Source organism: Coriobacteriaceae bacterium, from assembly GCA_025992855.1.
Lineage (GTDB): Bacteria > Actinomycetota > Coriobacteriia > Coriobacteriales > Coriobacteriaceae > Collinsella.
In genome coordinates this window covers 1717658-1731463 of sequence record DAJPGB010000001.1, presented here as the reverse complement: position 1 = coordinate 1731463, position 13806 = coordinate 1717658, and the positions used below count along the sequence as shown (strand labels likewise).

At 60.9% G+C, this 13806-nt stretch carries 14 protein-coding genes; 13 read left to right on the top strand and 1 reads right to left on the bottom strand.

All coding sequences use genetic code 11. The features are described from left to right. Window position 1 precedes the first annotated feature (1 nt). From nadD to OIL88_07395, 4 genes are all read left to right on the top strand, one after another. Complete coding sequence (nadD, locus tag OIL88_07410) at window positions 2-679, top strand: nicotinate-nucleotide adenylyltransferase (protein ID HJI72187.1); 678 nt, start codon at window positions 2-4, stop codon at window positions 677-679. 87 nt (window positions 680-766) lie between these two features. After that, complete coding sequence (gene yqeK / locus OIL88_07405) at window positions 767-1300, top strand: bis(5'-nucleosyl)-tetraphosphatase (symmetrical) YqeK (GenBank protein HJI72186.1); 534 nt, start codon at window positions 767-769, stop codon at window positions 1298-1300. Window positions 1301-1327: 27 nt separating this feature from the next. Continuing rightward, complete coding sequence (gene rsfS / locus OIL88_07400) at window positions 1328-1783, top strand: ribosome silencing factor (protein ID HJI72185.1); 456 nt, start codon at window positions 1328-1330, stop codon at window positions 1781-1783. A gap of 137 nt (window positions 1784-1920) precedes the next feature. Further along, window positions 1921-2661, top strand: coding sequence for a transposase (locus OIL88_07395; protein ID HJI72184.1), 741 nt, complete (start codon window positions 1921-1923; stop codon window positions 2659-2661). 75 nt (window positions 2662-2736) lie between these two features. On the opposite strand, the gene dinB is transcribed toward OIL88_07395, so the two are convergent. Continuing rightward, window positions 2737-3990, bottom strand: coding sequence for a DNA polymerase IV (gene dinB / locus OIL88_07390; protein ID HJI72183.1), 1254 nt, complete (start codon window positions 3988-3990; stop codon window positions 2737-2739). Between the two features lie 201 nt (window positions 3991-4191). Between dinB and rpsP the strand changes: the two genes are divergently transcribed. The 9 genes from rpsP to ppdK all read left to right on the top strand — a co-directional run bounded on the left by rpsP (window position 4192) and on the right by ppdK (window position 13711). Beyond that, a complete protein-coding gene (rpsP, locus tag OIL88_07385; GenBank protein HJI72182.1) occupies window positions 4192-4533 on the top strand; it encodes a 30S ribosomal protein S16 in 342 nt (113 codons plus the stop codon). 42 nt (window positions 4534-4575) lie between these two features. Then, entirely contained in the window at window positions 4576-4821 is a 246-nt protein-coding gene (locus OIL88_07380) for a KH domain-containing protein (GenBank protein HJI72181.1), read from the top strand. 34 nt (window positions 4822-4855) lie between these two features. Continuing rightward, window positions 4856-5347 (top strand): ribosome maturation factor RimM, encoded by a 492-nt coding sequence (gene rimM, locus OIL88_07375; GenBank protein ID HJI72180.1) that lies wholly within the window; start codon window positions 4856-4858, stop codon window positions 5345-5347. 10 nt (window positions 5348-5357) lie between these two features. Further along, window positions 5358-6116 (top strand): tRNA (guanosine(37)-N1)-methyltransferase TrmD, encoded by a 759-nt coding sequence (trmD, locus tag OIL88_07370; protein ID HJI72179.1) that lies wholly within the window; start codon window positions 5358-5360, stop codon window positions 6114-6116. 2 nt (window positions 6117-6118) lie between these two features. Continuing rightward, a complete protein-coding gene (gene lepB / locus OIL88_07365) occupies window positions 6119-6682 on the top strand; it encodes a signal peptidase I (GenBank protein HJI72178.1) in 564 nt (187 codons plus the stop codon). A 59-nt stretch (window positions 6683-6741) separates the two neighbouring features. Next, window positions 6742-7653, top strand: a complete 912-nt coding sequence (locus tag OIL88_07360) for a glycine--tRNA ligase subunit alpha (protein HJI72177.1) — start codon at window positions 6742-6744, stop codon at window positions 7651-7653. Window positions 7654-7656: 3 nt separating this feature from the next. Beyond that, on the top strand, window positions 7657-9753 hold the full coding sequence (gene glyS, locus OIL88_07355; protein HJI72176.1) for a glycine--tRNA ligase subunit beta: 2097 nt from the start codon (window positions 7657-7659) through the stop codon (window positions 9751-9753). A 34-nt stretch (window positions 9754-9787) separates the two neighbouring features. Then, the gene (locus OIL88_07350; protein ID HJI72175.1) at window positions 9788-10663 is read left to right on the top strand and encodes a kinase/pyrophosphorylase; all 876 of its coding nucleotides are present in this window, start codon (window positions 9788-9790) and stop codon (window positions 10661-10663) included. A 297-nt stretch (window positions 10664-10960) separates the two neighbouring features. Further along, window positions 10961-13711 carry a pyruvate, phosphate dikinase gene (ppdK, locus tag OIL88_07345; GenBank protein ID HJI72174.1) on the top strand — a complete coding sequence of 917 codons (2751 nt, stop codon included), beginning with the start codon at window positions 10961-10963 and terminating at the stop codon, window positions 13709-13711. Window positions 13712-13806: the final 95 nt, after the last annotated feature.

Here is a 13806-nt window from a genome sequence, read left to right as displayed (position 1 = left end):
CATGTCGCTGCGCGGTGGAATCGGTCTGCCCGAGCTTCCTCTAGAGGACGGGCAGGAGTTTAGGCTCGGCATTATGGGTGGCACCTTTGATCCCATCCATTACGGGCACCTGGTGACCGCCGAGCAGGCGCGCGAGTCGCTCGACTTGGACGCTGTGCTCTTTATGCCGGCGGGTTCTCCTGCCTTTAAGCTTGACAAGCCGGTGACGCCTGCCGAGGACCGTTATGCCATGACGGTCCTCGCCACCGCCGCGAACCCGGCTTTTTTGGCGAGCCGGTTCGAGATCGACCGCCCGGGCGTAACCTATACGGCCGATACGCTTCATGCCCTTCGCGACTTTTACCCGCCGCAGGTAAAGCTCTACTTTATTACGGGCGCCGACGCGATCATCGATATCGTGACCTGGCATGATGCCGAACGAATCGCTGAGCTTGCTACCTTTATTGCGGCGACACGACCGGGCTTTGATATCGATACGGCGCGTGCCCGAATCAAAGAGTCGGGGCTGCCGTTCGACGTGCGCTATATTCAGATTCCAGCGTTGGCGATCAGCTCGACGAACATTCGTAAGCGAGTTGCCCGCGGTATGAGCGTGCGCTATCTTACGAGCGAGTCCGTGCTCGGCTACATTCGCAAACGAAGGCTATATGCCGATTTGGGCCAAGAAGATTTTGAGTGATGGGGGTCTACGTTGTCGGTAGAGGATCAGTTTGAGGGCGATGAGCGCGCGCTGCTCAAGCGCATTCAAGAGCTGCTCGATGTTCGCATGAAGGATAAGCGCAAGCGCTATGTGCATTCGCTGGGTGTTGCCGAGACCGCACTTCATCTGGCCGAGGTCTACGGCGTTGACCGCTTTGATGCCGCTGCCGCCGGCCTGATCCATGACTGGGACAAGGTGCTCTCCGACGACGAGCTGGTCACGCGCGCTCTGCATTACGGCATTAAGATTGCCGGCTCTCCGTCTGCCGCGACGCCGCTTTTGCATGGCCCGGTTGCCGCCTATGAGCTTCCGCAGCTTTTTCCCGATCTGTCTCCGGCAGTCTTTCAGGCTGTCGACCGTCACACCGTGGGCGCTTGCGACATGACGCCGCTCGATATGGTGGTCTTTGTTGCCGATGCCATCGAACCCAACCGCCACGGTGACTATGCCCATGCGCTGCGCAAGATGGTGGGGAAGTCCTCGCTCGACGAGTTGTTCTTCTCCTGTTTTGCGCAGGGTCTGGTCTATGTGATCCAGTCCGGGCGTTATCTTTATCCCACGGCTATTACGATTTACAACCATTACGCCCAGCTGCGCTAGCTTGGGCTGTCTAGAAAGAGGTATTCCATGGCCGATGAGACCATGACCGACGAGCAGATTCTTAAGGCTGTGGAGCACAAGAGTTTCGTTGCCACGTCCGACCGTACTGCCGCCTCGCTGTCCGCGAGCGGTGTCGCCGCCGAGGATGTCGCCCGCGCTGCCGCACAAGCCGCCTACGACAAGAAGGGCGAGGACGTTCAGGTGCTCGACCTGACCGAGCTCTCCGACGTGTGCGACTACTTTGTCCTTGCTACCGGCACCAACAACCGCCAGGTTGATTCGATCGTCGATGAAATTGAGGAGAAGGTCGCCGAGGCTTGCGGCGAGCATCCGTTCTCCATCGAGGGCCGCGAGCAGAAGACTTGGATGCTCATGGACTACGGTTCGGTTGTCGTCCACGTCTTCACTCCCGAAGCCCGCGACTTCTACCGCCTCGATAAACTCTGGGGAGACGCCCCCCAGCTCCCCCTCAACCTCCTCTAAATGATTTTTCTGGGACGGGGATAAAATAATCATTGCTACCGTTTGCCGAACCGCTCACCTTTGTTGGGCGGTTCGGCCTTTTTCTTCCTTTCCTTTTGTATGCTGTGACTACTGCATCCTTGGAAGGGAGGGTTTCGATGACTCGTGTTGCCCGTGCGTTGTCCGAACTCGGCCATTATCACGTCATGCTCAAGGGCTGTGCTGGCCAGCTGATCTTCGAAGACGATGACGATCGCCTTTATTTTCTCAATCTATTGAACAGACGATTTACGTCCGCTCATATTCGTCTTCTTGCCTGGTGCCTCATGGACAATCATGTTCACCTGCTATTTGATGATCTCGATAATCAGATGAGCGTTGCTATGCATGCGATTGATACGGCATATGCGAAACACTTCAATCAAAAAACCGGCCGCCGCGGACCGGTGTTCCAGGAACGATTCAAGAGTGTGATCATTTCTGACGACAAACAGCTGCTCCGTTGCGTCCGATACATACACGACAATCCTGCAAAAGCAGGTATTTCTTCTGCTCCTCTGTATCGCTGGAGCAGCTTCCATGAGTATTTCTCTCATCCCGAAATTTGTGATTGTGAAGGTATTCTCAATCTGTTTGGGGGTACGGAAGCGTTTTATCTTTCGAGTACCGACGGCAAGCCTAATCCCTATTTTATGCCCGAAGGTAAGCATATCTCCGATATGGATGCGCTGGAAGTTGCCCGGGCTCTTTTGGCTCCGCATGAGCCTTATCAGCTTAAAACTTTGCCGAAATCAGAGCGAAATCGTCTTCTGGCAGTGTTGAGGCATCGGGGGTTTACGATTGACCAGATTTCGCGTCTGACGGGAATTGGGACCAATATCATTCAAAGGGCGAAATGACGCTCCAAATGATTAAAAAATCCCCGTCCTAGAATAATCATTCGCAGCTACCCGGCTTTCATTTTGCCTCAGGGACTAATCGTTGAAGCGGGATTGGCGGCCGAAGGATAGGGCGGTGTCGCCGAATTTGTCTCGGACGGCGTCGATGGCGACGGAGAGGCCGCGGCGGTCGCTGGATTGGGCTCCACGGTCGTCGACTTCGCAGAACAGGTCGGTCTGGATGCCGCCCCGATGGTCAAAGTCGCTCATGCCGATGCCTGCTAAGCGAACGTGCATTCCTTCCTGCCAGATGTTGTCGAGCAGATCGAGTGCAACCGCCACGAAGATGTTCTCATCGTCGGTCGGATGAGGCAGCCGGCGCTGTGCCGTACGCCCGCTGCCATACGAATACTTAAGCTTGAGCGTTACCGTGGCACCCGTCAGCCCCTGACGGCGCAGACGGCGTCCCACTGACTCTCCCAACAGCGCAATCGCCGCCTCAATATCCCCACGCTCAGTCAAATCTTTAGCAAAGGTGCGTTCATTGCTGACCGACTTGACCTCGCGCTCTTCATCGAGGCTCGTGACTTCAGAGATTTCGAGTCCCAGCGCACGCTGGCGCATGTGCTCGCCGTTGACGCCAAAAATAGAGGCCAAGGTGGATTCCGGTGCACGTGATAGCTCGCCGAGGGTGTAGATGCGCATGCGGCGCAGTCGCTCCTCGGCCGAGCGCCCGATGCCACTCATGGCAGATACCGGCAGCGCGGCCAAAAAGCGCTGCTCGGTTCCGGGGCGCACGATGGTCAGCCCAAACGGCTTATCCCGCTCGCTTGCGATTTTTGCGACCGTCTTGTTGCAGCCAACGCCAATGGAGCAGGTCACTCCCAGCCCTGTCACGCGGTCGCTTATACGCCGCGCAACCAGCAGCGGGTCTTCGGGCGCAAAGCGACCCGGTGTGATATCGATAAAGGCTTCGTCGATGGATACGCGCTCGACGCGCGGGGTCTCGTCGGCGAGAATCGCCATGACCTGCGCGCTCACCTCGCGGTAGCGATCAAAGTGCCCGTGCGTCCAAATGGCTTGCGGGCACAAGCGCCGCGCTTCGGCCGAGGCCATGGCAGAGTGCACGCCAAAGCGACGTGCCTCATACGAACACGTGGACACGACGCCACGCGAATCGGCGTCTCCGCCCACGATGAGCGGCTTGCCGCGCCATTCGGGATGATCGAGCATCTCCACGCTCGCAAAAAACGCATCGAGGTCCATCAGGCCCACCGCCGGACCCGTCCAGGGAGGCGGCGTGACGTCTGTGGCATCCTCATAACCGTATGTATGTTCGCGTCTTTCCATGTCATGAGTATACCGCGCAGCTCATGTGGGGTGCGTGTATGTGCTTGCAAATCCCGAATTCTTGTCTAAGATATGGATTTGCCCTCGACTACACCGAAGAAGTTGGTCTCACGGACTTCACCTGCCCGCGTCGATGGCGTATTATGTTCAACTGTTTGTTTGTAGTTGCAGCCTAAAGCTGCTTGGTTGGAGGAGTTTCCTTTGGCAGTCAAGATTCGCCTTGCTCGTCACGGCGCTAAGAAGCGTCCGTACTACCGTGTCGTCGTCGCCGATTCCCGCGCCCCGCGTGACGGTCGTATCATCGAGGAGGTTGGCCGCTACAACCCGATGACCGCCCCCAAGACCATCAACCTCGACCTCGAGAAGATCGCCGACTGGCAGTCCAAGGGCGCTCAGCTCACCGACGCCGTCGCCGCTCTGGTCAAGGCCGCCAACGAGGGCGAGAAGACCGAGACCGTCGTCAAGAAGTCCAAGAAGCAGCTCGCCAAAGAGGCCGAGGCCGCTAAGGCTGCCGCTGAGGCCGCTGAGGGCGCCGAGGAGTAAATCGTGCCTGAGGTTGACGCTGCACAGCTCGAGGGTGAGGCAATGCTCTCAGATCGCATCGCCGATCTCGTCGAATATCTCGTTGTTCAGATCGTCGACGACCCGGATTCCGTGAGCCTTGAGGTCATCGATGGTGACGACGCCTCTACGATTGAGGTTTCGGTCGCCGAGGATGACGTCGCTAAGGTCATCGGCCGTCGTGGCCGTACCATCAAGGCCATTCGCACGCTCGCCCGTGCACTGGCCGCTCGCCTCGACACTGCTGTCGAGGTAGAGGTTCTGGGCTAGGACCTTGAGGTCCCAGTACAAAAACATCGCCCGTGTGGTCAAGCCGCACGGAAGGAAGGGGGAGGTCCTCGCGCAGCCGCTGCGGGGGCTTCCTTCTGTATTAGAGCCGGGTATGCGCGTCGCCCTGACGCCGCCGGCGCTCAAGCGCGACCGCTTTTGCACGGTCGTGTCCGTCACCGATACGGGCGATGGCGATCTGGTCTCGTTTGAGGGCATTGACGACTTGACGGCCGCCGAGGGTATCACGGGATGCTACGTGCTGGCAAATCGTGACGATTTTGAGCTCGATTCGCTCGACGCTGCCTATACCGACCTGATGGGTCGCGAGGTGGTCGACGAGCGCTTCGGTTCGCTCGGCACGATTGTCGAGATCATGTCGACGCCCGCTAACGATGTTTGGGTTGTCGAGGGTGATCGGTACGGCGAGGTACTGATTCCCGTGATCGAGCAGGTTGTGCTCGATCTTCCCGACACAGGAACAATTTCCGTCCATGTTATGGACGGCCTGATCGATATGGACAAGTAGGGAGGACAACATGCTGATTGAGACCCTTTCGGTCTTTCCCGAGATGTTTGAGCCCGTCATGTCCACATCGATTTTGGGCCGCGCCCGCAAGGCCGGCCTTTTTGATTTTAAGGCCTATAACCTGCGTGACTGGACGCACGACCGTCATCGTACCGTTGATGACGAGCCGTACGGCGGCGGGCAGGGCATGCTCATGAAGGTCGAGCCTATCGCAGAGGCCATCGAGGCCATTAGCGCAGAGGGTCCCAAGCCCACTGTGGTGTTCTTTACCCCCTGTGGCGAGCCTTTTACGCAGCATGTGGCCGAGTGCCTGCTCAAAAGTGAGCGCCTGCTGTTTGTGTGCAGTCGCTACGAGGGCGTCGACGAGCGCGCGTATGCGTATGCCGATGAGCGTCTGTCGATCGGCGACTACGTGCTTACGGGCGGCGAACTTCCCGCTATGGTCGTTGCCGACGCCGTCGTGCGCCTCATTCCCGGCGCCCTTGGTGACGAGATGAGCAACGTCGACGAGTCGTTCTCGACCGCCGAGGACGGAGGCCTGCTCGAGTACGCGCAGTACACCCGCCCCGCCGAGTTCAACGGCGAGGGCGTGCCGCCGGTGCTCGTGAGTGGCGATCACGCCAAGGTTGACGCTTGGCGCCGCAAGAACGCCATCGAGCGCACCTGTCGCTGGCGTCCCGACTTGATCGAGACGGCGCGCCTTACGCCCCAGGAGCGTGCGTACGCGCAGGAGATTTTGGACGCTTCGTATTCGCAGAGCGAGGAGTGAGAATGGTTCCATCGCAGCATTCCGCGTTGAGGGGCGCTTTTGAGTGGGTCGCGGTCATCGCGATTGCACTGGTCGCCACCTTCTTGATTCGCTCGTTTGTGGTCGAGCCCTTTGTGGTGCCCACCGGCTCCATGGAGTCCACGATCGAGATTGGCGACCAGATCCTGGCACAAAAGGTGAGCCTCGAGCTCGGTCAGCCCGTCAAGCAGGGCGATATCGTGGTGTTTCACAACCCCGATGGCACCTCCGAGCATGATGTTCTTGTCAAGCGTGTTATTGCCACGGCCGGCCAGACGGTCGACCTGCAGGATGGCAAGGTGGTCGTTGACGGCCAAGCGCTCGACGAGGACTATACGACGGGCATGAGCTGGCCACTTTCGGTCCAAGCGCCCGGTGCTCAGGTAAGCTATCCCTACACCGTTCCCGACGGGTGCGTGTGGGTGATGGGCGACAACCGCGAAAACTCTGCCGACTCACGCTACTTTGGTCCCGTCGATCGCTCTGATTTGATCGCTGTGGCGCTTGTGCGCTACTGGCCGCTCAACCGCATCGGCGCTATCGACTAAAAACCGCTATAGTACAGTACCTAACCGTGTAATCGTTTCGACGAGGGGATATTAGAGGCATGAACGCTTCATCGCTTTCCTTCCAAGACATCATCTTGCGTCTCCAGCAGTACTGGGGCGAGCAGGGCTGCGTCATTATGCAGCCCTATGACTCCGAGGTCGGTGCCGGTACCTTCCATACCGCGACCACGCTGCGCTCGCTCGGTCCCGCCGAGTGGCGCACCTGCTATGCGCAGCCTTGCCGCCGTCCCGCCGACGGCCGCTACGGCGAGAACCCCAACCGCATGCAGCACTACTATCAGTTCCAGGTGCTCATCAAGCCCTCTCCGGTCAACGCCCAGGAGCTTTACCTGGGGTCTCTTGCCGCTATCGGTCTGGACCCCAACGACCATGACGTCCGCTTTGTCGAGGACGACTGGGAGAGCCCGACGCTCGGCGCCTGGGGCCTTGGCTGGGAGGTCTGGCTCAATGGCATGGAGGTCACGCAGTTTACGTACTTCCAGCAGGTGGGCGGTATCGAGGTCGACCCCGTGCCCGTCGAGATCACCTATGGCCTGGAGCGCATCGCCATGTATGCGCAGGGCGTCAATTCCGTCTACGACTTGGTGTGGAGCTACCTGCCCGACGGCACGCCCATGACCTATGGCGACGTGTTCCTCGAGAACGAGCGCGAGTTCAGCGCCTACAACTTTGAGGTCGCCAACGTCGAGATGATGCGTCAGAAGTTTGACGACTACGAGGCCGAGTGCCATTCCTGCCTGGAGCGCAAGCTGCCGTTGCCGGCGTACGACTGTGTCATGAAGTGCAGCCACGCCTTCAACCTGCTCGATGCCCGCGGCGCCCTGTCCGCGGTCGAGCGTGCCAACTACATCCTGCGCGTCCGCGCCGTCGCCAAGGCGTGCTGCGAGGCCTACATGGCCGAGGTCGCCGGAGTCAACGAGAATGCCGACCAGGAAGGCGAGGTGGCGTAAGCCATGGCAGACGCTAAGGATTTCCTGTTTGAGATCGGTACGGAGGAAATGCCCTCTGCACCGCTGAACAATGCCGTCAAGCAGCTTGGTACCATGATCGCCAAGGGTCTCGACGAGGCCGGTCTGGCCCACGGCGAGGTCCGCGTGATCTCGAGCCCGCGTCGCCTGGCTGCGCTCGTTGCCGACGTTGCCACCGCGACCGATGAGGTTCACGAGGTCAAGCGTGGCCCCGCGGCAAACATCGCCTTCGACGCTGACGGTAACGCCACCAAGGCCGCCCAGGGCTTCGCCCGCAAGTGCGGTGTGGCTGCCGAGGATCTGGTCCGTCGCGAGGACACCGACGGCCGTGAGTACGTCTTTGCCGAGAAGAACATCCCTTCCGCACCGGCTACGCCGATTCTGACCGCTCTGTGCGAGAAGACCATCGCCGGCCTGCAGTGGCCCAACTACCGCTCCCAGCGCTGGGGCCACGAGCACGCGACCTTTGTTCGTCCGGTCCGTTGGATCTGCTGCCTTCTGGGCGAGGATGTTGTGCCCGTGTCGTTTGCCGACGTGACGAGTGGCAACACCACGCGTGGCCATCGCGTGCTTGGCCCCGGTGACCATGTGGTCGCCAGCCCCGCTGTTTACGAGCAGGTGCTCGAGGATGCCGGCGTGCTTTCTGCCGAGCGCCGTCGCGAGGCGATTCTCGCCGGTATCGCCGAGGTCGAGGCCGCTCGCCCCGGCTGCCATGTCGATACGCCCAAGAAGGTCTTTGAGGAGGTCATTAACCTCTGCGAGTGGCCGACGGTGCTCGTCGGTACTTTCGACGAGGAGTTCCTCAAGGTCCCGCACGAGATTATCTGCGAGTCCATGCTCACCAACCAGCGCTACTTCCCGATCTATGACGGCGAGGGCAAGCTGACGCGTGAGTTCGTGGTCGTCTCCAACAGCAAGCCCGAGAACGCCGAGCGCGTGATCGACGGCAACGAGCGCGTCGTGCGCGCCCGTCTGGACGACGCTAAGTTCTTCTACGAGGAGGACCTGAAGATCTCCCTCGACGAGTTCCGTGAGCGTCTGTCCAAGGTCGCCTTCCAGGAGAAGCTCGGCAGCGTGCTCGCCAAGTCCGAGCGCATCGAGCAGCTCGCGCTCGCTATTGCCCGCGAGGCTCATCTGGGCGCCCATCTTGCCGCCGACGCCGCTCGCGCCGCGCACCTGTGCAAGGCAGACCTGGTGTCCAACGCCGTCGTCGAGTTCACGAGCCAGCAGGGCGTGATGGGCGGTTATTACGCGACCGCGATGGGGGAGAACGACGAGGTCGCCCATGCTATTCGCGATCACTATCGTCCCCGTTTTGCCGGTGACGAGCTGCCCGAGGGCACCGCTGGCTGCATCGTGGCCTGCGCCGACAAGCTCGATACCATCGCCGGTATCTTTGCCATCGGCGAGCCCCCGACCGGCTCCTCCGACCCCTACGCGCTGCGTCGTGCCGCTATCGGCATTATCAACATCCTGCGCGACCGTCTGCCGATCGACCCCACGTCGTTCATCGACTTTGCCCTCGAACTCTACAGTGAGCAGGGCATTGAGTTCGACGCCGCCGAGGTCGCCCATCAGGTTCGTGACTTCTTCCATGGCCGCCTGGTGAGCATGGCCCGTGACGAAAAGATTCCGGCCGATACCGTCGCCGCCGTCTCCGCGGTGCACATTATCGCCCCGTCCGTCTTCTTCGCCCGCTGCGCCGCCCTCGACGAGGCCCGCAAGAACGACGCTGAGACGTTCGACAACCTGGCGACCGCCTATGCCCGCGCCGCGCATATCTCCAAGCCCGAGCTGGGTGCGGAGTATGACCGCAGCCTGATGGGCGAGGTCGAGCTTGCGCTCGCCGACGCCTCCGAGGCTGCTCAGACCGCCGTCGATGCCGCCCTTGCTGCCGAGGACTACCCGGCCGCATTTGCCGCCCTCGCCGCCCTGCGCGCGCCCATCGACCGCTTCTTCGACGAGGTTATGGTCATGGACAAGGACGAGCAGCTTCGCGATAATCGCCTTAAGCTGCTCAACCGCTTCGAGGCCGTTTTCTCCGGCATCGCCAACATCGGTGAGCTTGCCCGCAAAAAGTAAGCCAGCCTGCGCATAAGCGCAAAAGGAGCCCCGCATGGATTGCCCGGTCACCGCTCGTCCCACCGTTATCGTTATCTCCGACTCGCTCGGCGATACCGCTTGTGAGGTGGTGCTTGCGGCGTCCGGGCAATTTGATGAAGGGGCTTTTCGCGTTTTGCGCCTGCCCAAGGTGACCTCCGTGGAGCAGGTCAAGTCATTTGTGGGGCCGCGCGTCGATGCCGACCATCGCGATATTGCCGTGTTCCACACCATTGTCGATCCGGCGCTTCGCGCTCGCGTGCTCGATTACCTGGGTATGCTGCATATCCGTTCGGTCGACCTGATCGGCCCGACGCTTGCCGTGCTGTCGTCGCTCATCGGTGTGCCGCCCAAGTGCGTTGCGGGCGTGATTCACAAGACCGATGACCGCTATTTCCATCGTATCGAGGCCATGGAGTATTTCGTTGAGCACGATGACGGTCGTGGTTGCGACGATCTGTCGGGTGCCGATATCGTGCTGCTGGGTGTGTCGCGTACATCCAAGACGCCGCTGTCGATGTATTTAGCCTATCAGGGCTACAAGGTCGCCAATGTTCCGTTGGCCCATGGCATGGAGCCGCCCAAGTCGATTTACGAGGTTGACCCGATGCACCTGTTCGGCCTGATTTCGACCGTCGACGTTATTTCTGAGATTCGCGATAGCCGCTTGGGCGATGACTACGCCCGTGCCGTTGCCGGCTCCTATGCCGAGCCCGAGAGCGTGCGCAGCGAGCTTGAGGAAGCCCGTGCACTCATGAAGCGCTTAGGCTGCTTTGTTGTGCGTACCGACGGTAAGGCGATCGAGGAGAGCGCCTCCGAGATCATTAGTCACTTGGAGGAAATCCAAGAAGCCCGTGCCCGCCGCGCCGCCCGCCGAGCCCAGCAAAGCTAGCTTATTGGGGTAGCTAAAAATGCCCGTCTCTAAAAGACTACCTAAAAATAATGCACGATATTGGTAAAGCGATTTAGCAATAAACTAGCATCTGACCTGCAAGCATCTTGCATTGGTATCTTCATAAGGTAACCACCTTTACCTACCGTTTACCGCCATATTTATCACGTTTACCAACCCCCGCGCCCTCTGCGCAAGCCCGCTCAATGCCCGCCGTATAGTACCCTCACGGCCCGCATCCGGCGGGTCGATTCGTTACCACGGTCGTGCGCGTAAGCGCATGGAAGGGGAAGTATCGTGAGCGATTGCAAGAGGGTTTACCGTTTTGGAACCGACGCCCAGGGCACCTGTGTCACTGAGGGCGACAAATCCATGAACTTCGTGCTTGGCGGCAAAGGCGCAAACCTTGCCGAGATGAGCCGCATCGGTCTGCCGGTTCCCGGTGGCTTTACCATTACCTGCCAGACCTGTGTCGAGTACTCCGGTGCCGGCAACGTCTGGCCCGAAGGCGCACTCGATGAGATCGTTGCCGCCGAGGCGGACCTCGAGGCCCGTTGCGGCAAGAAACTCGGCGATGCCTCCGATCCGCTGCTCGTGTCGGTTCGCTCGGGCGCTCCGTTCTCCATGCCCGGCATGATGGACACGGTCCTCAACCTGGGCCTCAACGACGATTCCGTCCAGGGCCTTATCGCGCAGACGCAGAACCCGCGCTTTGCCTGGGACAGCTACCGTCGCTTTATCCAGATGTTCTCCAACGTCGTCATGGGCGTCGACGCCGACCTATTCGAGAACGCCCTGACCCAGGCCCGCCTGGTCGCCGGCGTTCGTGTCGATTCCGAGCTTTCGGCCGAGGACCTGCAGGAGCTCGTCGAGACCTTTAAGGGCATCTTCCTCGAGAACGTCGAGGCGACCCTGTATCCCGAGCTCGAGGTCGCCGACGGTAAGCCCGTTTTCCCGCACGATCCGGAGCTCCAGCTGCGCCTTGCCATCCAGGCCGTCTTTGGCAGCTGGATGAACGAGCGCGCCTGCATCTACCGCAAGCAGCACGGCATTTCCGACGAGCTCGGCACCGCCGTCAACGTCCAGGCCATGGCCTTTGGCAATAAGGGCGAGACCTCTGCGACCGGCGTCGCCTTTACGCGCAACCCGGCCGACGGCACCAAGGAGTTCTATGGCGACTTTTTGGTGAATGCCCAGGGCGAGGACGTCGTCGCCGGCATCCGAAACGCCGAGCCCATCGCCGACCTCAAGACCACCTCGGGCCTCGAGTCCGCAGGCGAGGAGCTCGAGCGCGTGTTCCTGACGCTCGAGGATCATTACCGCGATATGTGCGATATCGAGTTCACCATCGAGCAGGGTAAGCTCTGGATGCTCCAGACCCGCGTGGGCAAGCGCACCGCCACCGCCGCCCTGCGCATCGCCATCGAGATGGTCGAGGAGGGCCTCATCACCCGCGAGGAGGCCGTGAGCCGCATCGACCCCGCACAGCTCGACCAGCTCCTGCACCCGCAGTTCGACGCCTCCAAGAAGTACGAGGCCCTGGCCAGCGGCCTTAACGCCAGCCCTGGTGCCGCCGTGGGCGAGGTCGTGTTCTCGAGTGATGACGCCGTCGCGCGTTCCGCCGAGGGCCACAAGGTCATTCTGGTCCGCTGGGAGACCAACCCCGACGACCTGAAGGGCATGGTCGCCGCCGAGGGCATCCTGACCAGCCACGGTGGCAAGACGAGCCATGCCGCTGTTATCGCCCGCGGCATGGGTACGCCCTGCGTTTGCGGCGTTGAGCGCTTCCACATTGACGCGGCAGAGAAGGTCGTGCGCATCGAGGGCAGCGACCGCGTGCTGCGCGAGGGCGATGTCATCTCCATCGACGGCACCCAGGGTATCGTCGTCGACGGCGCGGTCGACCTGGTCTCTGCAGAGCTCACCGGCGACCTGGACACCATCCTGTCTTGGGCCGATGAGATCCGTTTGGACGAGACCGACGGTCACGCCAACCACGTGCGCGTCAACGCCGACAACCCCGAGGATGCCGAGCTCGCGCTCGAGTTTGGCGCCGAGGCCATCGGTCTGTGCCGCACCGAGCACATGTTCCTGGGCGATCGCAAGAACATCATCCAGAGCTTTATCCTGTCTGACGATGAGGCCGTGAAGCAGCAGGCCCTGGCCGACTTGCTCAAGGTTCAGACCGAGGACTTCCTGGCGATGTTCAAGACCATGTCCGGTCGCGATGTGGTCGTCCGCCTGCTCGATCCGCCGCTTCATGAGTTCCTGGATAATCCTCGCGAGCTCGAGGTCGCCATCACCAAGAAGGAAGCCGCTGGCGCCAGCGAGGAAGAGCTTGCCGTCCTGCGCGCCCGCCTGCGTCGCATTGACGGCATGGTCGAGTCCAACCCCATGCTGGGCTTGCGCGGCGTGCGCCTGTCCGTCGTCTTTGGCGATCTGCCGCTCATGCAGGTTCGCGCCGTCGCCACGGCCGCTGCCCGCCTTATCAAGGAGGGTGTCGACCCGCGCCCCGAGATCATGGTTCCGCTCGTTTCCATCACGGCCGAGCATGTCCAGACCCGCGAGGTTATCGAGCGCGTGATCGCCGAGGTTTCCGCCGAGGAAGGCGTCGAGCTCAATATTCCCGTGGGCACGATGCTCGAGCTGCCGCGTGCCTGCATGGTCGCTGACGAGATCGCCCATCATGCCGACTTCTTCTGCTTTGGCACCAACGACCTCACCCAGACGACCTTTGGCTTCTCGCGCGATGACGCCGAGGCCAAGTTCATCCCGCTGTACATGCATAAAAAGATCCTGAAAGACAACCCCTTCGAGACCATCGACGCGGCGGTGCTGGAGCTCGTGCGCTTGGCCGTCGAGAAGGGCCGCGCCACCAATCCCGACATGCACTTTGGCGTGTGCGGCGAGCACGGCGGCGACCCCAAGTCCATCAAGGGCCTGTTTAACGTGGCCGACGTGGACTACGTGTCCTGCTCGCCCTATCGCGTGCCCCTCGCGCGCCTGGCTGCCGCTCAGGCCAAGCTCGAGGCCAAGCGTTCCGCCTAGCCCCCTGCGCATCGACGCCTAGCGTAGCGCCCCTTCATACCGCCCGTCTCATTCGTGAGGCGGGCGGTTATCATGTGCGGGTTTTGTCTTTTTGT

Excerpts from the sequence above, each read along its gene's own strand:
- dinB (HJI72183.1), bottom strand. The coding sequence starts at position 3,990 with ATGGAAAGACGCGAACATACATACGGTTATGAGGATGCCACAGACGTC.
- OIL88_07395 (HJI72184.1), top strand. The coding sequence starts at position 1,921 with ATGACTCGTGTTGCCCGTGCGTTGTCCGAACTCGGCCATTATCACGTC.
- rsfS (HJI72185.1), top strand. The coding sequence starts at position 1,328 with ATGGCCGATGAGACCATGACCGACGAGCAGATTCTTAAGGCTGTGGAG.
- OIL88_07350 (HJI72175.1), top strand. The coding sequence starts at position 9,788 with ATGGATTGCCCGGTCACCGCTCGTCCCACCGTTATCGTTATCTCCGAC.
- OIL88_07360 (HJI72177.1), top strand. The coding sequence starts at position 6,742 with ATGAACGCTTCATCGCTTTCCTTCCAAGACATCATCTTGCGTCTCCAG.
- nadD (HJI72187.1), top strand. The coding sequence starts at position 2 with ATGTCGCTGCGCGGTGGAATCGGTCTGCCCGAGCTTCCTCTAGAGGAC.
- OIL88_07380 (HJI72181.1), top strand. The coding sequence starts at position 4,576 with ATGCTCTCAGATCGCATCGCCGATCTCGTCGAATATCTCGTTGTTCAG.
- glyS (HJI72176.1), top strand. The coding sequence starts at position 7,657 with ATGGCAGACGCTAAGGATTTCCTGTTTGAGATCGGTACGGAGGAAATG.
- trmD (HJI72179.1), top strand. The coding sequence starts at position 5,358 with ATGCTGATTGAGACCCTTTCGGTCTTTCCCGAGATGTTTGAGCCCGTC.
- lepB (HJI72178.1), top strand. The coding sequence starts at position 6,119 with ATGGTTCCATCGCAGCATTCCGCGTTGAGGGGCGCTTTTGAGTGGGTC.
- yqeK (HJI72186.1), top strand. The coding sequence starts at position 767 with ATGAAGGATAAGCGCAAGCGCTATGTGCATTCGCTGGGTGTTGCCGAG.